At 34.9% G+C, this 20,948-nt stretch carries 19 protein-coding genes and 3 pseudogenes; 10 read left to right on the plus strand and 12 right to left on the minus strand.

Annotated elements, in window-relative coordinates:
* Nucleotides 1–452: 452 nt before the first annotated feature.
* From ABE954_RS07570 to ABE954_RS07600, 7 genes are all read right to left on the minus strand, one after another.
* Nucleotides 453–647, minus strand: coding sequence for a hypothetical protein (locus tag ABE954_RS07570; protein WP_166687093.1), 195 nt, complete (start codon nt 645–647; stop codon nt 453–455).
* Between the two features lie 173 nt (nt 648–820).
* On the minus strand, nt 821–1,870 hold the full coding sequence (locus tag ABE954_RS07575; RefSeq protein WP_371025815.1) for a fimbrial protein: 1,050 nt from the start codon (nt 1,868–1,870) through the stop codon (nt 821–823).
* Between the two features lie 11 nt (nt 1,871–1,881).
* The gene (locus ABE954_RS07580) at nt 1,882–2,400 is read right to left on the minus strand and encodes a fimbrial protein (protein ID WP_166687095.1); all 519 of its coding nucleotides are present in this window, start codon (nt 2,398–2,400) and stop codon (nt 1,882–1,884) included.
* A gap of 11 nt (nt 2,401–2,411) precedes the next feature.
* Nucleotides 2,412–2,819 carry a fimbrial protein gene (locus ABE954_RS07585; protein WP_304558380.1) on the minus strand — a complete coding sequence of 136 codons (408 nt, stop codon included), beginning with the start codon at nt 2,817–2,819 and terminating at the stop codon, nt 2,412–2,414.
* A 93-nt stretch (nt 2,820–2,912) separates the two neighbouring features.
* Nucleotides 2,913–3,623 carry a fimbria/pilus periplasmic chaperone gene (locus tag ABE954_RS07590; RefSeq protein WP_371025816.1) on the minus strand — a complete coding sequence of 237 codons (711 nt, stop codon included), beginning with the start codon at nt 3,621–3,623 and terminating at the stop codon, nt 2,913–2,915.
* 18 nt (nt 3,624–3,641) lie between these two features.
* Nucleotides 3,642–6,140 carry a fimbria/pilus outer membrane usher protein gene (locus ABE954_RS07595; protein ID WP_371025817.1) on the minus strand — a complete coding sequence of 833 codons (2,499 nt, stop codon included), beginning with the start codon at nt 6,138–6,140 and terminating at the stop codon, nt 3,642–3,644.
* 234 nt (nt 6,141–6,374) lie between these two features.
* Nucleotides 6,375–6,929 carry a fimbrial protein gene (locus ABE954_RS07600; RefSeq protein ID WP_166687099.1) on the minus strand — a complete coding sequence of 185 codons (555 nt, stop codon included), beginning with the start codon at nt 6,927–6,929 and terminating at the stop codon, nt 6,375–6,377.
* A gap of 699 nt (nt 6,930–7,628) precedes the next feature.
* Here ABE954_RS07600 and ABE954_RS07605 point away from each other — a divergent pair.
* From ABE954_RS07605 to ABE954_RS07615, 3 genes are all read left to right on the plus strand, one after another.
* Nucleotides 7,629–8,423, plus strand: a complete 795-nt coding sequence (locus ABE954_RS07605; RefSeq protein ID WP_166687100.1) for a winged helix-turn-helix domain-containing protein — start codon at nt 7,629–7,631, stop codon at nt 8,421–8,423.
* Complete coding sequence (locus ABE954_RS07610; RefSeq protein WP_166696626.1) at nt 8,420–8,899, plus strand: hypothetical protein; 480 nt, start codon at nt 8,420–8,422, stop codon at nt 8,897–8,899. The genes ABE954_RS07605 and ABE954_RS07610 overlap by 4 nt, the downstream gene beginning before the upstream one ends.
* A gap of 137 nt (nt 8,900–9,036) precedes the next feature.
* Complete coding sequence (locus tag ABE954_RS07615; protein ID WP_371025818.1) at nt 9,037–9,345, plus strand: helix-turn-helix domain-containing protein; 309 nt, start codon at nt 9,037–9,039, stop codon at nt 9,343–9,345.
* Between the two features lie 212 nt (nt 9,346–9,557).
* Here ABE954_RS07615 and ABE954_RS07620 read toward each other — a convergent pair whose 3' ends face one another.
* Together ABE954_RS07620 and ABE954_RS07625 are read right to left on the minus strand one after the other, a co-directional pair.
* Entirely contained in the window at nt 9,558–10,040 is a 483-nt protein-coding gene (locus ABE954_RS07620) for a glutathione peroxidase (RefSeq protein WP_206227541.1), read from the minus strand.
* Nucleotides 10,041–10,321: 281 nt separating this feature from the next.
* Entirely contained in the window at nt 10,322–11,197 is an 876-nt protein-coding gene (locus tag ABE954_RS07625; RefSeq protein ID WP_210814502.1) for a LysR family transcriptional regulator, read from the minus strand.
* A gap of 300 nt (nt 11,198–11,497) precedes the next feature.
* Between ABE954_RS07625 and ABE954_RS07630 the strand changes: the two genes are divergently transcribed.
* From ABE954_RS07630 to ABE954_RS07640, 3 genes are all read left to right on the plus strand, one after another.
* On the plus strand, nt 11,498–11,998 hold the full coding sequence (locus ABE954_RS07630; protein ID WP_042844948.1) for a DUF4334 domain-containing protein: 501 nt from the start codon (nt 11,498–11,500) through the stop codon (nt 11,996–11,998).
* A gap of 92 nt (nt 11,999–12,090) precedes the next feature.
* Nucleotides 12,091–13,185: a Zn-dependent alcohol dehydrogenase gene (locus ABE954_RS07635; protein WP_197679462.1), complete on the plus strand. Its 1,095-nt coding sequence runs from the start codon at nt 12,091–12,093 to the stop codon at nt 13,183–13,185.
* Between the two features lie 223 nt (nt 13,186–13,408).
* Nucleotides 13,409–13,567 carry a hypothetical protein gene (locus tag ABE954_RS07640; RefSeq protein ID WP_158516029.1) on the plus strand — a complete coding sequence of 53 codons (159 nt, stop codon included), beginning with the start codon at nt 13,409–13,411 and terminating at the stop codon, nt 13,565–13,567.
* 345 nt (nt 13,568–13,912) lie between these two features.
* Here ABE954_RS07640 and ABE954_RS07645 read toward each other — a convergent pair whose 3' ends face one another.
* Entirely contained in the window at nt 13,913–14,911 is a 999-nt protein-coding gene (locus ABE954_RS07645) for an FUSC family protein (RefSeq protein WP_210814501.1), read from the minus strand.
* A 274-nt stretch (nt 14,912–15,185) separates the two neighbouring features.
* Between ABE954_RS07645 and ABE954_RS07650 the strand changes: the two are divergent.
* A pseudogene (locus tag ABE954_RS07650) lies at nt 15,186–15,397 on the plus strand (IS1-like element transposase); the annotation flags it as partial.
* A gap of 554 nt (nt 15,398–15,951) precedes the next feature.
* On the opposite strand, the gene ABE954_RS07655 reads toward ABE954_RS07650, so the two are convergent.
* Both ABE954_RS07655 and ABE954_RS07660 read right to left on the minus strand, forming a co-directional pair.
* Nucleotides 15,952–16,815, minus strand: a complete 864-nt coding sequence (locus ABE954_RS07655; protein WP_240133664.1) for a DUF4365 domain-containing protein — start codon at nt 16,813–16,815, stop codon at nt 15,952–15,954.
* 66 nt (nt 16,816–16,881) lie between these two features.
* A pseudogene (locus tag ABE954_RS07660) lies at nt 16,882–17,922 on the minus strand (tyrosine-type recombinase/integrase); the annotation flags it as partial.
* Here ABE954_RS07660 and ABE954_RS07665 point away from each other — a divergent pair.
* From ABE954_RS07665 to ABE954_RS07675, 3 genes and pseudogenes are all read left to right on the plus strand, one after another.
* Nucleotides 17,916–18,377, plus strand: a pseudogene (locus tag ABE954_RS07665) (DUF2612 domain-containing protein); the annotation flags it as partial. The pseudogenes ABE954_RS07660 and ABE954_RS07665 overlap by 7 nt on opposite strands.
* A gap of 5 nt (nt 18,378–18,382) precedes the next feature.
* Nucleotides 18,383–19,621, plus strand: coding sequence for a phage tail protein (locus ABE954_RS07670; protein WP_371025819.1), 1,239 nt, complete (start codon nt 18,383–18,385; stop codon nt 19,619–19,621).
* 164 nt (nt 19,622–19,785) lie between these two features.
* Entirely contained in the window at nt 19,786–20,868 is a 1,083-nt protein-coding gene (locus ABE954_RS07675; RefSeq protein WP_240133665.1) for a glycosyltransferase family 9 protein, read from the plus strand.
* Nucleotides 20,869–20,948: the final 80 nt, after the last annotated feature.

Consider the following 20,948-nt stretch of genomic DNA (forward strand, 5'->3'; position numbering starts at 1 on the left):
AAATATTAATATGGGATGCTCTATCACATGTAAGGAATCAATGATTAAAAACGTATAAAATTTAGTATACTTTCTTCTATTAGAGAATATTGTGCGATATTTTACAATAGCTTGAGCACTTCATCTTTATATAATATCAATTTTTTTCATTATAGTGCATCCAGTCGTTAATATTATTTTCTACTTCCCACTCCTTAATTTTACGTATTATTGACTATTAATCGAGATATAAATGATTAATTCAGTGTTTGTCTTATTGTTTTAATTACTTTAATACAGTGAAATACCGTTGCCAAATACAAGGAGATATTATGTATATTAATTTTGCTTATGATATGGTAAACATAGGTTGGTTAACATTTATTATCTTTATGCCTATAGACCCGGTTTTTTCCTATTCTGCGCTATTGGAAATAACGACACTTTCGGTAAAGTAACCTTATTATAATCGGTTAAATAGAGATTGAGGCAACAACAATAATCACATATAAAGCAGCTATTCCCAAAACAGCACCAATGATTGTCCTAGCAAAAAGGCAGCTAAGGCTGATTGGCGGCGATTTAGGGAGTAGCGCTGAAAAACTCCAATAAGCAAGAACGAGTAATAAAAAAGAAAAAAACAAAAGATAAGTAATAGTGAATGCCACTTCGAGTCCCCTTAAATTTAATATGATTAAGTTTAAGGTATTTGGAGTTTATATGCGATAAGAAAAAATACAGAAAATTGATGGTAATGATATAAATCGCGAGATTTTACTATTCAGCATGAGTTAGATGAATTTTGCTCTATCAACCATCGTTAAATAGAGCAGTACATATTCTACAGTATAGTCATTACAAGTGTTGCTGATGCTGTAAATTCCCCAGTTATTGATTTGTTTGGATCGTTTATTACAGGAACAACTTCGAGTACATCTTGCCCCGTGCCATTAGTCAACACAGTATTAAATGATGTGTTCGGCTTCACAATAAGGCCATTGTATTTTATCATGATCCCTATATCATCCCGGAGAGAGGTAGAAACCAAATCAGAAGAAAAACTAGCAGGGTTAGCGATAATAGTAACCTTTATATCTTGGCTTATCGACGTATTGCAAGAATACAATAGTGGGATAGTCTTGATATAGCTATCACCAGTTTGAGTTATCCTTGTATTATCAATATCACCAAAGTCAATGTTAATATCTTGGTTGTTATTAATCTGGCATATAATTGGTAATAAAATTGTTTGCCCGGTTGTGTAAAATTTTGCTGAAGTAGAGTTATTTAAGCTGCTAAAAATATAAATTGAATCATAAACAGAGAATAATTCAATTCCAGGGGGAACATTGACAAAACCGTTCAACTGATCTTTTCTTAATCGTAAGGTAATTAACTGTTCTACACCATAGGAACCATTAAGAAAATTCAAACCTTCCCTTAATGAACCTACATCACGACCACTACCACTGGTAGGCGTATGAGGTATTGTGGCTCCATTAAAACCTGTTGTTTGAATTTTTATATCCAAATCGTCACTTAGTTTTAAAAAACCATTGCCGTATTCGGATTTAGGTAGTGAACTTCTTGTATTATAATATACCATTGGATACATATAACTACCTGAACCTGAACTTTCAGGTTTAAAACGACAAACTATAGGATAAGGACCTTGAGGAGACCTATAATTATATAAAACAGATGAATTAGCTTTGCTATTAGTAAAGGAGCTACCACTAAGAGTTACATTAAATATATTTGACTCTTTATAATCCCAGCAAGTATTTTCGATATCAGCAGCAATAGAGTTTTGTAAAAAAAGAAAGTTAAGTAGAGTTAGAATAAATATTGTTTTAGTTACGGTTAATATTTTTTTTATTGAATATATCATATCATTACAACCTAAGGATAGTTGATTAATAAATTAAGATTGGCATTAAAATCACCATCTATAATTTGATTATTTTCAATTGCATCGGTATATGCTTGTATGTATGCATTAATTGTTATAGTATTTTGCCCATTAGTGATTTTCTTTCTTAAAATACTTTTGTTTATTTTTATATGCTCACCATCAATAGTTTCTATACCTATTGCTATCCCTTTTGCCGTACCATTGATTGCCAATAACTCAGGAAGTATTAAATCTCCATCACCAATAAAGCTAATTTCCACATCATTACCCAATGAAGTATCACACTCTTCTAATTGTATTGTAAATGGATATCCAATCGTCCGGGTGTGGAGATACAAGGTTTTTTTAATTACATTTCCAATTTCTATGGTTTGGTTTCTAGAGTTTAAATTTAATACACATGGTTCAGAGACAATTTCCCCATGCATATATAAATCACCATTTCTAGAAAATGCGTTTGAAATAAAAGCTGAGTACAGAAAAAATATGATATAAATATAATACATAGAGTCCCTTATTAAAAATAAGTTGAAACCAAAGTTGCCGTGGCTGAAAAATAACCAACATCAAGTGGTTTTGTCATATCTAACATTATTGGTGTAATAGTAAACTCATATATACTGTCACTTTTAGCCGCTAAAAATTTATTAAGTGTAATTGGGTTACCAATGTTATCGTTAAATATAATTCCTAAATTTTCTTTACTTGTTGATATTACATTGTTGTTGCCGCTAACAGCATTTCCTTGAATTTGAATGTATAGGTTTTTATTTAAACTACCTTTACATTTCATTGGAATATTAATTTTTTTTGCGTATTTTTTTCCATCAACTTTTTTGAATCCAATCATACCAAAATCAATATCCATATCTACCTTGTTGTTGAATTCACATCCAGGCTCAAATAGACGGCCCTTAAACTGCATATCAGTTCCATAACCAAGAATTGAAGATAATGATGTAGAATGAAAAAAATTAATGATATTAATAAATATTTATTTGGCATAAATTTCTCAAATTTATTTAACTTGGCATTTATGGTTTAAACACTGAAAATCTAATGTTGGACGACCACCATAGTCATTGATATATGTAAGTGTGAAATTATCATAAACAGTCGTTGTTAATTTTGTGCTACTCATTGGTGAAACTGTAATAGGAGAAAATTGGTTATCACTTTTTTTATTGTTGTAGGATTGTATGTCAGTTATGGTAATATAATAACCAGTTGGGTTTTCAATAGTATAGCCATTTTTTTCTTTAGTTAAAATAAGTTTATTTTGCCAAGGTTTGCCTGAGTTTGTCATTATTGAGCTAGGCCGATAGAATAATTTAATTTTTGTTTGAAGTGCAATCTGAATAATATTAGGCTTATCACTACGAGGTGGTATTTCTCTAAGGTTAAAGTAAAAAAGAGTTTCTCTATCTTGTGGTAAATCCTTTACTTCTGGTAATGAAGATATGCGAATCATACTTTTACTTCCCGGTTCAATACGTTGAATAGGCGGAGTAATTAATAATGGTTTTGTTACTTTATTGAAGTTTTCATCTTCAATCCATGCTTGAGCTAAATATGGCAACTGATTACTTTCATTGCTTATTTTTAAACTTATTGCTTTTGTTCCTTCTTCATATATGGCGCGTGTTCGGTCTAATGCTATTGCAGCACTACTATACTCTGAATTTAATAATGTAAGTATAAAAAATGCATAAATGGACGTCTTTTTCATTTCATCTCCTAAATATAATTATTTAATTCTTTTAAAATCACAAGGAAGTAACAAATCTTGATTAAGTTCGATTTTTTGTGGAATTTCAATCTGACACTGTGGTGTTCCATTCCATTTAACATGCAAGGTTTCACCAATATTAAAACCTGCTATATAAGCTAATCCATTATCACCAACGATCCCAAGCTCTCTGCCTTTCTCATTTTGAATGCTAGCTCCAAAAGGAGGATAGTTGCCTTGTTTTAATCTAACAATGACAAAACCTTTATTCCCCCGAAGTATACTGAATTTACGGTAACCGATAGCACCGTCTGTGAGAGCAGATTCAACAATACTACTATTAACATCTATGTCATCAGCTATTTGATTTACATCAATACTGGTATCTGTGCGATAATAGCTATTGATATTTGTGAGCACAGCAATTCCGAAATAATTACTATGTATTATTCCATTATTAATTGGGATGTTTTCAACACCTTCTGTACTCAGCATTAATCTTGTACCACCATTAATACCTGAAGGATGAAAAGCAGCACCATTCATTGTGGCTGTCAGGCCTCCTTGAATTGAAGCTCCCACGGAGCTATATTGCTGTTGAGCATATGACGCATTGACGCTAACATCAGCTATATCATTACGATGGCTATAATAGCCATTAATCATAGTATTTATTTCTTGTGTTGATTTATGTGACTCACCAATAGACATTCTATAGTTATTATTTATGTCTATATTATCTGTGAAATTGACAGATTGATTAATATAGTTACTAGAGCTTTGACCGTTATAGCCAAGGCTTTGACCATTTCCTAAAGGCAGGCTAATACCCACCGAAATACTATCATCTGTACGCTGATTTCTTTGACTTCTTACCGCAGAAATATTAATGGATAGATTTTTTTGATTTAAAAAATCAAAATATCGGCTTAGTGACAAACTATAGTTATTTTCTTCTGGTTTATCCCAGTAGCTTTGATGTGAATACGTAGAGTATAAACTTAATCTTGCATCTGAGAAGTTTTTATTGATTGTTACGGTATACATTTCTTTATTTTGTTTTATATCATTATTATGATAACGTAAATTTAAAAATTGATTCATCGTTACATAATTACGCTCAGAAAATCTGTAGCCAGCAAAAGTTACTTCGCTATCGTAATCATCAAATCTTTTGGAATAACTTAGCCGGTAAGATTTACCTGATTTAGTATTGGAGCCCGGAATTTGTGCGTGTGATTGTGTAACATCGGCAGATAAAGCTCCCAATAGAAATAAATCTCTACCTATACCAACGGATAAAGAATTGAACCCATCAGTCATAATTCCCCCGCCGTAAAGAGACCAGCTATTCGCAACACCCCAAGAGATTTCATTGCTAGCAAAGAAATCTCCTTGTATTTTATGCTGAAACGTTGAAGGTCGTCCTACGGCTATTTTGTAACGTAAAGATCCTGGTCTCGTCAGGTAAGGAACATTAGCAGTATCAATATAAAATATTTGTTCTGTTCCATCTTGTTCTTGAACTTTAACCTTTAATTTTCCACTTACAGCACTAGTCAGATCGCGAATTTGGAAGGGACCTGATGCGACGGTTGTTTCATGTATTACTCGATCGTGTTGAGTTATGGTAACTGTGGCATTAGTTTTTGCAATACCCCTAACTTCAGGAGCATAACCCCTTAAATTGGGTGGAAGCATTCTTTCATCAGTAACTAAGCTAGCACCAGTATATCTAAATGAGTCGAATATATTTGATTGAAAAAAATTCTCACCTAAGGTAGCAACAGCGTGAATATTGGGTATTGGTCTAAATGCATACCATCTAGACCAATCAAATTTATTTATTGTATGATTCGATGACGAAGCTTTAGTATGGTTACCTTGGTAGTCTGCACGCATTCTCCATTTACTTATATTTGCACCTACAGTACCACTAACACTTAAATTTCTTGTGGACCCATTGTTATCAAGGCGGTTCAAATCCATATTTAGATTATAGTCTACCAGTAAACCATTTATTCCATCATCCCATTGAGATTGTGGTAACCAGTTAGTGTCGCGATATTCTAAATAGAAATTTGGCATGGTTAAATATAGTGTTCCATCTGCAACATTTGCCTTAATATTTAAACCTTTTAAAGAGCTGAAATCAGCACACTGTTGTTGGTGCCAAGTTTTAACTTCTTCTAGGGTATTTTGAGTCAAACCAAGTTTATTGACTAACTGGACAGGAAAACAAATATCTGTTTTTTTAGGGTCTATCTCATTTGCATAGAATGAAATTGATTGTTCTTCATTTTCAATTTTTTGATTATTCAGGAAAATATTTAGCAGGTAATCACCAGGCATTACATAATCAGAATCTTTAAATCTAGATAAATCTATATTACTTCTATCAACTGAATCAAGCACATCAGTATTAAATTCTATCGCTTCTGAATTAAAACAATAGCTCATGGTCAACAGTGGAATGATAACTACTGCTTTATATTTAGTTTTTTCCCTATTAATCATAGCTAATTCCGTTAAGTTATTAATTTCGATAAAGTCATAAATGTTTTTATAATTTCAGTGACTGTATGTAATACAAACTGGTTTTGTTTTTTATAATTAATAATGAGGCGATAAAATAAATAAAATTAAATATAACTATATACTGCCCATAATGAAGAATTAGATGAATTAATTAGTTCATATGGGCAGTTGTTATAATTTATTTAATAATGTATTAGTTATACAAAGAGAAAATTATGGGTATGCAAGTGTAAAGTTTGCTACACTGCTAAATTCGCCTGGGGTAACTTCCCCTGTTGCTGAACTACCTTGTAAGTATGCAGAAAATACTAATTTATTATCCCCATTTAATAAGCTGCGTGCTGCTGACGGCGTACCTAATGTAATTTGTGTACCGCTACCGTCCGTAACAACAACGCCTGCGCCTTTAGCACTACCAGTTACACCTAAAAGCTTGTTGTTTATTGCATCTTTAGAGCCATCAAATGTGATAGTTACATTTTTTTTCGTTGTAGTATCACATTTTTCTAATCCAATGGTAAAATTACGGGGAGTTGAATTTCCTGCATTTGAAAGTAACACACTTGAAATTTGACCAAGATCAACGGTTTGGTTAGAACTTTCTGGTGCGATAGAGCATGGTGAATCAATAATTGAACCTGTAAAAGTCACACTACCTGATCCTTGCTCTTTTGGAGCTGTAGCTGTTTCTGGTTCCACTGCAGCTGCACCAAAAGCCATAATACCTGAAGTTAAAGCTAAAGATAAAAAAACTTTATTCAATTTCATATTTCATCCATTAATTAATATTTATTTTAAAATTTAAAGTAGTAACAGATAAAGTTAATCAAGTTACTAGTGTTTTCTGTAGGCTTTCTTACTTATGGAATGGACTTCAGATTTATCAATAATTAATTTTATAAAATTATTAAATAAAATATCATTCCTCTCCTTGCCTGTTTTAAATATTAATCTCTAAGCTTGTAATTTGTTTAATTAAAAAGACTTAAATTTTAATAATTAAGATTTTATTTTTATCTCATTAGGTAAAATCCAATAAAATCAAACTGTTATGTTGTTTCTTAAATTATCTTAAATATATTTGTTGGTGTTTTTATGGCTGTTGATGTTTGTGATTTTTTATTTATATGGATAGGGAATGTTAAATTTTTGTTTTTTTTATAATCATTAATTCTCTCGTAACTTATGAATAATTATATGTTTTTTTTATTTAAGAATATTTAATTAAGAAAAATAAAATATATGTTGTAATGTACTTCTTCTTAAGGATGTTTTTAAATTTATGGTTTTTTATAATTTTAGTTTTTTATCTTACTTAAAATAGTCTTTTTAGTCGGGTATAAAATATTTTGGTTAAGGCCTTGATGATAATGATTATTATGTGAATTATTATTAATTGGTACTGAAAATTTAAATCTTGAAAATGTTTAAATGTTAAAATACACTTATTATGAGTTAGGGGGGAGTATGAGTAAAATACAGCAAGTCATTTTTGATGATACGATTCTTTATGATAAAGAATCGGCAAAAATTATAAATTTATTAAATACAAATGAAGTGGCAACATTAACTGTTCCGGCAAATGAGTGTTTATCCATTGTATTAAAAAATTCACCTGAAGTAACAACTCAGAAACAGTTATTTCATGAGGTTTGGGAGGCTCATGGTATTCCAATAAATTCGAATACTTTTTATCAAAATATTTCAATTATAAGAAAGGCCTTTAAACAACTAGGGTACACACCTGATGTTTTGATTACAATACCACGGCGTGGCATTGTAATATCAAAAAATATAGATATTAAAAAAGTAAAAAACCATCATTTAAGTGAAAAAAAACCATTGGCAGTTATCGAAAAACCATTGACAGTTATAGAGCAGCCTTTAGTTAAGAAAAACACCACTAAAAAAAATAAATATCATGTTAATCTTTCAGTGGTTTTTTTAATATTACTATGTTTGGTAATGGTTTTTCTTTATTATAACAATATGAGTAAGATTGTTTCTCCCTTCTCTAGTTATAAATATATGGGTAACTATAATGATTGTAGTATCTATGCTAGTGAAAGTTATTCAAAAAATTTCTTAGATAATATATTGAAAACTATCGGTGGGGTAGCTTGTTATAATAATGAAAAACTATATGTTTCAGTATATTCAAACCTACCAAGAATATCAGTGATTAAATGTAATGAATATATTTATCTATCTGAAAGTATATGTAGTTCGTACTATTATTATTTAAAAGATAATTTAAAATGAAAAGAATATTAATTCCTGTTGTTTCACTTTTTTTATTTATATCGTCAATATTTTTCTATCTTAATAGCTATAAAAATCGTATACCTGATCTTAATTGTTACGCCCAAGTTCGCTATAGTTATTTTACTGATAAAGGGTTTGATGTGATGGATACTGGTATTGGTTTTATGCTAGAAAATGGTGAAGGTACAATATCTTATTCAGCAACCTTAAAAAAAGAAAACTCCATTTTTAATATAAAGAGAGATATAAAAGTAAATTATAAAGTCACTGATAATAATTCTTATTTAATGACTGTTTCTAATATTAAAATATCGCCTTTAGATAATCTACCAGATAACTTGGCATATATTTATATGTATGGTTATACACGAGAAAAGGGGGGGTGGTTTAATGTTAATGTGAAGGAGAATGGGGAGAATAGCTACATTATGTATACAACTACAATCCCCCAATTTTTTTGCAAAAAAACATAATTTTATTGTCATATAGTGCTTTTTATATTTTAAATTTTCTAAAAATAATTATTTAAAGTTTATTCACATGTTCATGCTGTGGTTCATATATATTATTACCACTGTATACTTGTATTAACCAATGATAGGAATAAACAGTGACTAAGCATAATGTTAATGAACAATTTTTAAAAGCAAGTCAAAGAGTTAATAATATTAATAAATGTATAGGGTTCTTTCTCAAGGATATTAGAAAAAGTAATGATCTTACAGGAGAAGAAATCGCTAAAAAACTTTGTATTAGCCAGCAACAATGGTCTCGTTATGAAAGAGGTATTAATAAATTAAGTATAGATAAGCTATTAATTATTTTTCTGATACTAGACGTCTCTCCTTATGAGATTTTTGATTATATAGCAACTGAAGTTTACAAAGGAAAAGAATCAGAAATTATGATATCCCTTTAATGCTAATACAACGGAAGTTAACTATGCACCGGATAAGTTATTCCATCCCTTTATCAGTATATTAGGCTTAAAAATAAATATGTTGATAAAGCCTTTGGCAACTTCTGTATTGTCCATATTTGCTAATCAAAAAATGGCAGATCATATGGTCTGCCAAATGTTATTTTGATAGGGGACTAAAATTCGATTTAATCTCACAAATTAGCGAACAGCTAAATTTTAAGCGACGAAATAATTGTTGCTTCCATTTTCTCTGCTGTAGTGAAAGGGGCGAAGCGTTTGAGTGGTTTACCGTCACGGCCGATCAAGAACTTAGTAAAATTCCACTTGATTCGACTCCCCATTAGGCCGGGTAGCTCGTTTTTCAGGTAACGAAATATTGAGTGAGCCGAGCTCCCGTTAACGTCTACTTTCTCGAATATAGGAAAGCTCACGCCATAGTTAATAAAACAGGTCTGCGCGATTTCCTCAGCGCTGCCGGGCTCCTGTTTACCGAATTGATTACAGGGGAAACCAAGTACCACAAAGCCCTGAGGCGCGAATTTCTTATAGAGTGCTTCAAGGCCATTGTATTGCGGCGTAAAGCCACAATGGCTGGCAGTATTAACGACGAGAACCACCTTACCCGCGTAGTCAGTCATAGAGATGAGTTGCCCATTGAGACTTGTCGCTGTCAGTTGATGAAAGGTGTTCATAGTAGGACCCTCATAGCAGTACCAGATAAGTAAGCCTGTTGGTTATTAACATATCACATTAACATGTTCTTGTTTGACCTGCCTCTCAGGCTGATCAGCCAATTGCATAGAGATGGGAACTGAAATGTTGAAATCCAGCAGCCAAGCTAGTTTAGTACTACTATTCGGCTGCCCTTCATTAATCACACAGTACTCAACTGATCCAGAATAGAAATAAATACTATGTAAAACTTTGAGGCTCTTCTAAATTAAACTGTGATTGTCCTTTAGATTTTGCAGACTTAAAGTGAAAGATCCCAAAAAAGCTGACTTTCCTCAGACGCATGACCAATCTTTCGTATTAGGGAAAAAGGAATCGAGTTACTCTCATCGAGAGTCTTTCCGATAATATTAGCAGCATTTAGGTATTCATATCTCAGTCCAAAGCTGGCCACCATAGTAGGTTCCGCTGAGTGAGTACGATCTAAGAGTGCTTGATTGAACTCGATAAACTGAACGAGCGTGGCACCTGCGGCTTTTAATCCAGTGAAAATAGAATCAAACAGTTCAGGATGGAGTGCCCGTGTAAACACTGCGATAGTCTGGCCCTTAAGATCCGCAGGCTTCAGATTATTGACCTTCGCGAGGGGATGATTGGCAGACATCAGTAGTTCAAGCTTGAGCTCACAGAGTAACATTGTCTCAATTTCAGAATGGTGTACTTCACCCAACACAAAAGCAAGGTCTAAACCCCCCTTCAGAACCCGATCAATCAGCCCTGAGCTCCAGCCAATATCGAGTTCAACACTGATATCGGGATAAATTAACGCAAATTGTTCGACCAGTTCTTGTCTGCGAACAATGTGGCTGCCGTAAGGAGGAGAACCAAGCCTAAGGTGACGCTCATCTCGGTGTTGCAATTGGGACGCAAGAGCTTCGGTCAGCATCATTGATGCGTGTACGCCGCGTGCTGCTTGAAGTAGCTCGTAGCCCTGTTTGGTTAAGGTAATATTACGTGTGTTCCGAGTAAATAGGGGAAACCCTAACTGCTCCTCAAACTTTTTCAATCGGGCAGACAGCCACGGTTGAGCTACATGTAAACGCTCAGCTGCTCGAGTGAATGAACCTTCCTCAGCGATTATCGCAAACTGCACCACAAGGCGCGGATCAAGCTTCATTGAGCAATTCCTCATTTATATCGCAGAGATCTGCATGTTGTAGCGTAATGTTTAATGACCGTCGCATTTTAACTAAATCCTATTGGAATTATAACGAAATCTTAACCGCTATACTGTTAGCATGTATATTGTTATTTATACGAAATTTGACTTAATTACGAGAAAATTCGTCTTAGACATGGCTTCTTGATAGAGGGATACTTCCATCGAAATCTGTACTAATCCACTACTGGTAAATTGGTTTGGCGTACGGCCACAATTGTTAGCATTAGTGTGAAATAAACAAATTTGGAGGAATGCATGGACACGAAACAGAGGTTCGACCAACTTAAGAATACGGAACGCCTCAATGACGAAATTCTGTTTGAATTCTTTGATTCGCTTTCACCCGTTTCTACAGATGAAGTTCTGGGGCGCTGGAAAGGCGGTGATTTCAATACAGGGCACTGGTGCAATCGTGCTCTGATAGAAAGGAAATGGTACGGAAAGTGGTATCGAAGCAAGATGGACGCAGTGCCACTTATCTGTTATGACGACCAAAATCGCCTATTTTCAAGTCAGGCAATGAAGGGTGAAGCCTCGCTTTGGGATGTAGAATTCCGTGGAAAAGTCTCGACTACCATGATCTACGATGGTGTACCTATCTTCGATCATTTACGTAAAGTTGATGAAAACACACTGCTCGGCGTCATGGATGGTAAATCGTTGGAGGGCTCCCCTGATATTGTTGATAACGGCAAGTACTACTTTTTCTATCTTGAAAAGGTAGATAGTTTCCCAGTCGAATACGTGGAAGAGTGAAAAACTGTTTATGTGGGCAAACGCGGCTATTGCTCGCCGCGAACAAGCTCAAAAGCAGTGTTGAGTGATTTGAAATTTGGATAGGAGAATCCATGATGAAAGCCGCTGTACTCAATACGCCTAACGGGCTCTTTTCGATTGAGAATATTGAGATTGACCACCCGAAAGGGCGCGAGGTTCTGGTGGAGGTCAAAGCATCTGGCCTTTGCCATACGGACTTACATATTGCAGAGAATAACTACGGCTTTCCGCTGCCAGCCGTACTAGGGCATGAACTAGCTGGAATTGTCAAAGAGATAGGCCCTGAGGTCAGAGAGTTCGCTATTGGTGACCATGTGGTTGGTTCTCTGGTTCAATATTGCGGCCATTGCGAAGCCTGCTTGGACGGACGAACTTACCAATGCGAGCATCCTGAGGAAACTATGCGAGGTGCAGGGGAGGGACAGCGTCTAACCCTTAATGGTGAGCCAGTCTTACCGATGTTTGGTACTGCTGCTTTTGCAGAATTCACTTTGGTACATGAGAATCAGCTGGCCAAGGTTCCCAAAGAGTTACCTTTTCCTCAAGCTTCAGTTCTGGGCTGCGGTTGCGTAACAGGAGCCGGAGCTGCGATTAACACCGCTGCGATCAGACCAGGAGATACGGTCGCTGTGATTGGTGTTGGTGGCGTGGGTCTTAACGTCATCTCTGGCGCACGGCTTGCTGGAGCTACACGTATTATTGCCATTGATACTCAACCGGCTAAAGAGGAACTCGCTCGTCGGTTTGGTGCGACTGATTTCGTATTGGCGGGAGATGGTGATCATGTTGAAACGGTTCGTACCATGACGAATGGCGGAGTTTTACATGCTTTCGAGGTGGTAGGTGCAAAATCTACCATTGAGCAGTCTGTCAAGATGTTAAGAAAGGGAGGTACTACCTATGTGATTGGTATGCCGAAGCCAGATAACCCCATTAGTGTTGATGCCTTGGAGGACGTGTTGCTTAATCAGGCAACTATTAAAGGGGTTTACATGGGGTCTTCGAATATTAAGCATGATATTCCTATGTATGCCAATCTTTATTTACAAGGACGTTTTAACTTGGATGACCTCATTTCCAAACAGATCGATATCGATGAAATTAACGAAGCTTATCAGGAGCTTAAAAATGGCGGCATTGCACGAAGTGTAATCACCCGCTTCTGACCCAACTCATAAGGAAGCCGCATCATAGATTTCAGTCAAACGGATACATCCTGTACCTTTATTGGCAATGAGATTGTTATTTTAGGGGGCTTGTAAGGGCAATGTAAATCACGGCTTCTAGCCTGTGTTTATAAGACCTTTAAAACACTCTGAAAAACTTAAAATCACATAAAATCATGCAGTAAGGTATTATCTTACTGCATGAAATATTAAGGTGCCCTTCATGAATAATCACCACTTCGCGATAGGGATTTCATTGGCTTTGGGCATAGGTACACTATCAGCACAAGCTCAATCATCCGATGATAATGTGATAGTGACAACGATGATAGTGACAAAGCCAACTGGTTGTGTTGGCCCGGAGAAAAGGCGACGTCTGTAGATCTGATATGTGCTGTACACTACGGTTACCAAGACTGATGGTTCAACAACTATCGAAAACGTTAAAGTAAATCCCAACGCACCGATAGGTTATTTTTATGTCTATTTATACCGTCTTGCCTGCTATCTAGTTTAACGAGCGTCACCTTCCTCTAATCTAAGAATTTTTGTTTTAAATTCTAAAATTACCTTGTTATACCGAGGCACTTATTTGTTATTTTATAGTATTCTTGAACAATTACCTTTGCGTCTATAATAATGGGTTTTAATTTGGCATAGTTATTAATAATAGCAATTTAATTCTAAATTTAAATTGAGTAATTTTAATTTAGTCATTTTTAGATATTCATTTATGTATTTTTCGTATATGGCTAACGGATTGTTTTTGTGTTGCTAGTTTAAGGAAATAGCTACATATAATCGCAAATATACCACCAATCAATGTTTCCATTATTCTTTCAAGTAAAAGATGGTAATCGATATGGTTAAAGTAAATTGACATTTCTATTAAGGATAAAACAAGTCCTGTAAGGCAAAATGTGCCAAAAACGTTGTTTTTTTTGCTGTTACTTATTGGGATTAGAAAAGCAAATAGATATATCAAAGCAAAGCCAACATACGGCATAAAGGCAGTAAAATTAAACGTAAAATATAAAATAAAAACAACAAGTAATGTGCCAATAACTCGATCTCTAGTTAACTTAATGATGTTAGTTAATTTAGGATTTAACACAAATATATATGTCAGTGGTGCCCAGAAGAAATGGTCAATATTAATTGCTCTAGAGGTCAAAACACATAAAAGCAACCCAAAAGAATAGATTAGTGACTGAAAAATAAGGCTATATGATAATTTGTCTTTTTTTAGTGATATATACTTTTTTATTTGGAACATCGTAATTTTTTTACGGTTACTGATGGTGTAGCAAAATACAAGAGTTATGATTGTTCCTATCAGTAAGCCTATTACTAGGCCATCAAAGCTCGATTTGTTGAGTGTCGCCCCTATGATATAAAAAATCATGAAGTATTTAAATGACATATCCAATGAGGAGTCTATATTGTAAAACTGGTAGTAAATAAAAGGTGCTATGAAGAGAATTACCAAAAATAGGCTGCCGAAACCCAAAAAATAGCCCAAGGCAGAGCCTACAAAGACAAAAAAAGAACACAGTAGTGAATAGGTGATATTTTTATATTGGCTAGCTTTATTAAATATCGTGTAGCCATGCAGGGTTGAGAGTGAACTCCATAGTGTTGCATCAATGCCAGCAATGTAATAAGTAATAATAAAACTTACTACGAGGCATAATGTGAAATAAAAGCTCTCTAAAAAATTAATCATAGATTTACCTAGTTACTAAATGAAAAAGCAAGGGCTCAGTTTGCTTGATGTTCAAATTATGACTAAATCAAAAAACACATGAAAAGAGCCTGTTAAAAGGTATAGTACTATATTTTCTATTATTTCCAATAAATAGCGTAAATACTTTTTTCATACACTATAGTTTTCACTCTTCAGTTTCAATGAGAATAATTGAATTACTGGTATTTTATGAGAGATGTGTTTTTGGAGCTCGTATTCAATGCGGTGAACAGTCTGTAAGATAGAGATATTTATGCTCAAAGTCGATGTAAAATGCGCATTTTGTCAATCAACGCATTTAGTTAAAAAACATGGATAGCGAATTGTTGAGCATCAATGCTATCGCTGCCAAGCCTGCGCCAAAGATTCCAAGTAGATTATGAATATCGGGCTTGCCAATCTGGGAAAAAGGATAAAATTATTGACCTCACGGTGAATAATGCAGGTATTTGTGATACTGCCAGAACCCCCCAGCATATTTATTGAACGCGAACACGATCTATTATGATGGTCTACATATTGAATGCATGACCGTTTTTAGGGTGTAGATGCTCTAAATCATTACAACTTTTTTGTAATTTTAAAATCGTACCCGTGTTAACAACAATTTTAAATTTTTCAAATTGTTGTTTGAATTTTCCGTCGGGTTTCTAAATAACCCGCCTCGCCCGTTAGGATGAGGTAATATTTTATGTGGAGGTGAGTATATTAATTGACAAGCATCTTTTTATGAATATACGGATATGATGATTATGTATTTAAATAGTAGAAGTATTCCCGTATAAAGATCCGGTATCGCTGATAGTGTGCGAAATAGATTCCCGCCATCATTGAGAGGTCATTGAGATTTTTTGAAATCTTCTATGCCTACCGGCTGGCGGGAGTTGAACCAGCGTCCGTAATTTTTTAATTTATTGATTTATAATTATTATTTTCGTGGCGTCTATATAATGTGCATTTCTCGTACATTCTGATGTCATGTCATTGCCAGACTATAGGCTGAAATACAATAAAAGGAACTATAGGTACCGTGAGGAAAATCTTGAAGCCCACTCTTTTGTTTCTTGTTCTATTGCCTTGCTAAGTGGATCAGGTAATACATCGCGAGGCATCGATTCGCTTTTAACACCGTCAAACATGTAGTTAAAAATAAGCAGAAGTTTAGCTTCATTTTTTTCAACTGTATTTATGGACTCATTGATTGAAGTGGATTTGAATACTAGCCTCGAGTCGTGCATTATGGCAGTCTTAAGCTGTTCATAGTGTAAAAATATAGAATTTATATGATAGATTAAAGAATGCGCGCTTATTGCATCGTGTTCACGAAGTTTTTCATCATCCTCATCACCTGAGTATTCATCAAGACTTATATTTTTAATTACATCTAATAGTGAGTCCGCTGCTTCTATTAACTCTCTATCTAAGTCTGAGATTAAAGAACATAACCACTTATCTTTTGAGTTGATATTAAGTATATCACTCTCATCGAAAGTAATTAACTTAGATGATGTATTTTTATCTTCTATTTGAAGAATAATTTTATCCAAGTTAACATTTGAAAAATATTTCCAGTAAATTATTGGGTCACCATATTCTTCAGAGAATACAACAGATGCCAAAATTACATTATTGTCTAGTTGCCTCCAATATTTAAAGTCCGTTAGATCTATTTGGATGTCAGGGGTTGAAGTAACGGTCGATTTAACTTGGATTGCAAAAAAATCACCCGTTGAGATGTTGCGCTCAAAAACCTCAACTTGAGCATCGATACCAACATCAATATCAAGAAGACGGCACGGCCAACTAAAATTCCTTACAATCCAATATGCAAAGTATAGCTCTCCAGCTGCGCCAGTTACGCCTGTTGATTTGAATTTTTTCATGATTAATTATCAAAGCCTTTTGTAGAAACAATATCTATGAATAGCATGAAGCAAACTCCAAGAAAATTAAAGAAAGTTAGCAATATTTTTAGCCGTCCCACCATCATATTCCTTAAGATATCCCCCATAGTGCCTAAACAGCATTTCAGGCCCTTTATGCCCCATTTGTCCAGCTAACCAAAATAGATTTGCACCTTGGCTGATATGCCTTGTGGCAAAGGTATGTCTAGTTTGATATGGATTGCGGTATCGAATACCCGCTTTTTTCAATGTTGGCACCCATGCTTTCTTTCTGATCGCGTCAGCTCCTGCCCAGGCTTTATTTGTTTTTGGGTCTTCGAAAATTACACCGTCTTTCATAAACGTGAATTGCTTTTGATCATTCAGAGCGTTCATGGCCTCACTATTTAATTCAACTTTTCTGGTGCCGGCTTTAGTTTTGGTTTTCTTAATAACACCAACCACACTGGCGGTCTGTACATGTGCGGTATTCTCTAAAAAATCAATATCACTCCATCTTAATGCACATAACTCAGAACTTCTTAACCCTGTATTAATGGCAAACTGAAATAAGTTTTTCCATTGCTCATATCTTGCCGCAGTGAGTAGGGCAGAGACCTCTTTAGGTGACAATGGGTCAACAATATAACTGCTTTCATTGTCACTGTTATTTGATTGATATCTTGAAGCAGATACAAGGCTGACTGGGTTAATGGATACGATCCCATCGGTAATGGCTTCATCAAGCGAGCTACGCAAAAATGAGAGCTGGTTACGGATAGTTTTTAATACTGTCGTTTGCTTTTGTATCCAGTTTTTTAGGATCGCCGGTGTGAGTGATGAAACATGTAATTGGTGCAAATCAGATAAGGCACTTTTGCATTTTTTATAACCGCCAATCGTTGATGGCGATAAATTTCTAGTTTCACAAATAACTAAATATTCCTCTAAATAATCAATCACTCTTTTTTCTCGATTATTAACACCAAAAAGCATTAATTTTTTAGAGTTAGGAAAATATTTAGCGTAATTAAAAGTGCCTTTTTCAATGTTGTTTTGAATTTCAGCAAGTAGCCTTTCAGCGTATTTAATATTTTTATTATCGACGGTTACTCGATGTGCCGTTGGGGATTGATGTCCCGCCTAGCGATAAAACGAAAATCGGCTTTGGTTTTGGTAAAAAGAATGCCAATTTCAAAGGCAACTTTCGGCGTAATGCCGATTACACCTTATCGCTGACGGTCGACCAAAAACGTCTCATCGTGCGTATGCGCTATTTTAACCTTACGCAAAGCCCAACGGCCACCAATATTAATGAATTTCTTAAACGCTTCTTTTGGCAGGCGGATAGTAAAGTATTCGTGCTTGATCCGCTGGATATGACCTATTTGTATTACGTGTTTAATTTCAACCCGGACGAACGTTTACGGGCCCTTCTTGAAAACTTCGACCTCATGCCTCGCCCATCAGGGGTAGGAGTTAAATATCGTATTGTGACTAAAAAAGCCTTTGGTAACGGTCAACATCGTAAAAATTTCCTTAGCAGTAATTTCGGAGCCTAAAATCCATGACAAAAATCTTTAAAATTCCCTTTGCAACACAAGGGGACAGGACTTCTATTCCCGATGATGTACAAGCCGATGGCGCAGTTTCATACACGCAAGGTTATAGCTATGATTATGAGCGTGACCAACAAACTGATCCTGCAGCTAAAGATATCGAACGTGAAAAGATGAATGGCATGTTTCACGATATTACGGAAGCAATAGGTGAGTTGCAGAGCTTTGGTTTACCTAAATGGGCGACAGAAGGTACGCCATACCCAATTCGCGCTATCGTTTATCATAAAAACAAAACGTGGCAGTCGAAGATTGAAAATAACAATGTTGAACCTGTCGCAGGTACAGCATGGCAGGAACTGAAAGCGGATTTAAGTGCCGGTGATATTAATGTTTATACCAAAACCGAATCCGACAAACGCTTTCAGCCATTAGGCAATTACCAAGCGGCAGGTTATAGCTATTCTAAAGCGGAGTCTGATACCAAATATCAACCCAAAGGCAACTATGCCCCCGCAGGCAATTACGCACTTAAAGGTGAAAGCTACACTAAAGTAGAGGGCGATGGGCGATATCAGCCGAAAGGCAGTTATCAGCCGTCAGGGGACTATGCAACAAACACAGCACTTAATAACGGGTTGAATGCTAAGCTCAATACGAGCAGTGTTGCCCAATCAACGGGCGGATCAACAACGAACGTGATGAGCCAGAAGGCCGTCACCGATGCATTACAAAACTCGGTTAACCTCAATACGATTTATCCCGTTGGCATTGTTATGTGGTTTGCACAAAACAAAAACCCGAATACCTTGTTCCCTGGTACTAAATGGCAATACATCAGTGAAAATAAAACTATTCGATTAGCTGCAGCGAGTGGTGCGAATGTGTTAACAACTGGCGGTTCGGATTCGGTCACATTAACAGAAGCACAGATGCCAGCTCATAATCATAGCTTTTCGGCAACAACGAGTAGTTTTGATTATGGAACGAAAACCACAAATACAGCAGGAGCTCACACGCATACAGCCGGTACCCCCATCAATTCTTATTGGGGGGACCGAAATAATAAAACTCTTGCACCCGGAAGTGGCAATGTAACTAGTTCGTCCGGCGCACATAATCATACTGTCACAATTGGCGCTCACACTCATACAATATCGGGTGCTACAGGAAAAAAAGGTAGTGGTAGTGCAATCACAGTGACAAACGCCTATATAATGTTGATGTGGTGGTATAGGGTTAGTTAATGCCAAGCAGGAATAATTGATATATTTTTATGCTGATATAATAAGACCGTAAGGTGATGCGGTCTTAAATCATTCATAGTAATATTTAAGTTGAATAAATTATAATCATAATTATTATAATGGGAATGGTATTACTTATAAAATTTAAGCTTAAAAATTAGAAGATGAATATATTAAGAAAGATAAATAGATATAGAAATGAAAAAACAAAAAAAATCAAGTTTAAACTTAGTCTATGGATTATGAAGTTGCTTTATAAAAGACAAAAGGTTGATGTAAATAATTGCAATAATGTGTGCATTTTTATGCACGCAAAAGCTATAGGAGATTCTATTATTACATCGGGACTGATTAAAAAAATTAGGTCTAGTGGTAAAAAGGTATACATTGTTGCTCCGGAGGGATTGAATTTTTTATTTTCTGATATCATTGGAAATGATGGTTTTTACCCTTTTGATAAAAATAAAATACCTGAGTTAGTGTGTGAATTAAAAAAAATTAATATTGATCTAGTTATTGATCTCTTTGATTTTGACCATTCTATACGCCATAGGTTAAAAACTTTATTTCTATTAAATCCTGCAAAATCAATTGGTTTTGACCAGCCTAAAGGAAGTATATACGATATCAATCTACGCAGTGATGGTAAAGCTCATTTAACTGATAGAATGATCAAAGTTCTAAAATACTTAAATCTAGAAAGTAAAAACTATAAATACGAATTATCCTTTGATAGTTCTGAATTCTCGCTCGCTCATGACTATGCTAAGTCAGTAAAAGAAAATAAAAAACTAATTATATTTAATCCTTATGCGTCACAAACTGAACGTTCTTTTTCAATGCAGCAAATAAATGAAATAATCGAGTATCTAAACTCACTAAAAAATTATAAGACAGTTGTTTTTAATTTAGGATGTAGCATTAATTGTGAATTATTAGAAAATGTGGTGTTAAATCCATTTAACGATGCTGGAAACTCTTTTGCACTAGTTAGCAATGCCGATGTGGTTGTTTCTGTGGATACGGCGATTGTTCATTTGGCAAGTGCCTTTAATATAAAACAATATTGTGTCTATAATAACAAGCGTAATGTTATAAATCAGGATTGTAATATTGTTTTTGGTGCTAATAGCTCGAATGCAATTCAACTAACTACCAGTGATAATCTTGGTCTTGCGATGGGGGATCCTATGAGTAAATTTGATGTTAGTCTCTTAATTAATGAGATGCGTAAGGATTTAAATTAATATTGCTAATTAACCCTAACAAATTAAGCCGTTGTAAAAAGCGGCTTCTTATCGTATTAAGTGTATTTTTACTGTTTCAG

It is taken from the genome of Providencia sp. TYF-12 (assembly GCF_041344805.1).
Classification (GTDB): domain Bacteria; phylum Pseudomonadota; class Gammaproteobacteria; order Enterobacterales; family Enterobacteriaceae; genus Providencia; species Providencia huashanensis.

Coding starts and splice junctions, on each gene's coding strand:
- ABE954_RS07575 (WP_371025815.1), bottom strand. CDS start 1,870: ATGATATATTCAATAAAAAAAATATTAACCGTAACTAAAACAATATTT.
- ABE954_RS07580 (WP_166687095.1), bottom strand. CDS start 2,400: ATGTATTATATTTATATCATATTTTTTCTGTACTCAGCTTTTATTTCA.
- ABE954_RS07585 (WP_304558380.1), bottom strand. CDS start 2,819: ATGCAGTTTAAGGGCCGTCTATTTGAGCCTGGATGTGAATTCAACAAC.
- ABE954_RS07590 (WP_371025816.1), bottom strand. CDS start 3,623: ATGAAAAAGACGTCCATTTATGCATTTTTTATACTTACATTATTAAAT.
- ABE954_RS07595 (WP_371025817.1), bottom strand. CDS start 6,140: ATGATTAATAGGGAAAAAACTAAATATAAAGCAGTAGTTATCATTCCA.
- ABE954_RS07600 (WP_166687099.1), bottom strand. CDS start 6,929: ATGAAATTGAATAAAGTTTTTTTATCTTTAGCTTTAACTTCAGGTATT.
- ABE954_RS07605 (WP_166687100.1), top strand. CDS start 7,629: ATGAGTAAAATACAGCAAGTCATTTTTGATGATACGATTCTTTATGAT.
- ABE954_RS07610 (WP_166696626.1), top strand. CDS start 8,420: ATGAAAAGAATATTAATTCCTGTTGTTTCACTTTTTTTATTTATATCG.
- ABE954_RS07620 (WP_206227541.1), bottom strand. CDS start 10,040: ATGAACACCTTTCATCAACTGACAGCGACAAGTCTCAATGGGCAACTC.
- ABE954_RS07625 (WP_210814502.1), bottom strand. CDS start 11,197: ATGAAGCTTGATCCGCGCCTTGTGGTGCAGTTTGCGATAATCGCTGAG.
- ABE954_RS07630 (WP_042844948.1), top strand. CDS start 11,498: ATGGACACGAAACAGAGGTTCGACCAACTTAAGAATACGGAACGCCTC.
- ABE954_RS07635 (WP_197679462.1), top strand. CDS start 12,091: ATGATGAAAGCCGCTGTACTCAATACGCCTAACGGGCTCTTTTCGATT.
- ABE954_RS07640 (WP_158516029.1), top strand. CDS start 13,409: ATGAATAATCACCACTTCGCGATAGGGATTTCATTGGCTTTGGGCATA.
- ABE954_RS07645 (WP_210814501.1), bottom strand. CDS start 14,911: ATGATTAATTTTTTAGAGAGCTTTTATTTCACATTATGCCTCGTAGTA.
- ABE954_RS07655 (WP_240133664.1), bottom strand. CDS start 16,815: ATGAAAAAATTCAAATCAACAGGCGTAACTGGCGCAGCTGGAGAGCTA.
- ABE954_RS07670 (WP_371025819.1), top strand. CDS start 18,383: ATGACAAAAATCTTTAAAATTCCCTTTGCAACACAAGGGGACAGGACT.
- ABE954_RS07675 (WP_240133665.1), top strand. CDS start 19,786: ATGAATATATTAAGAAAGATAAATAGATATAGAAATGAAAAAACAAAA.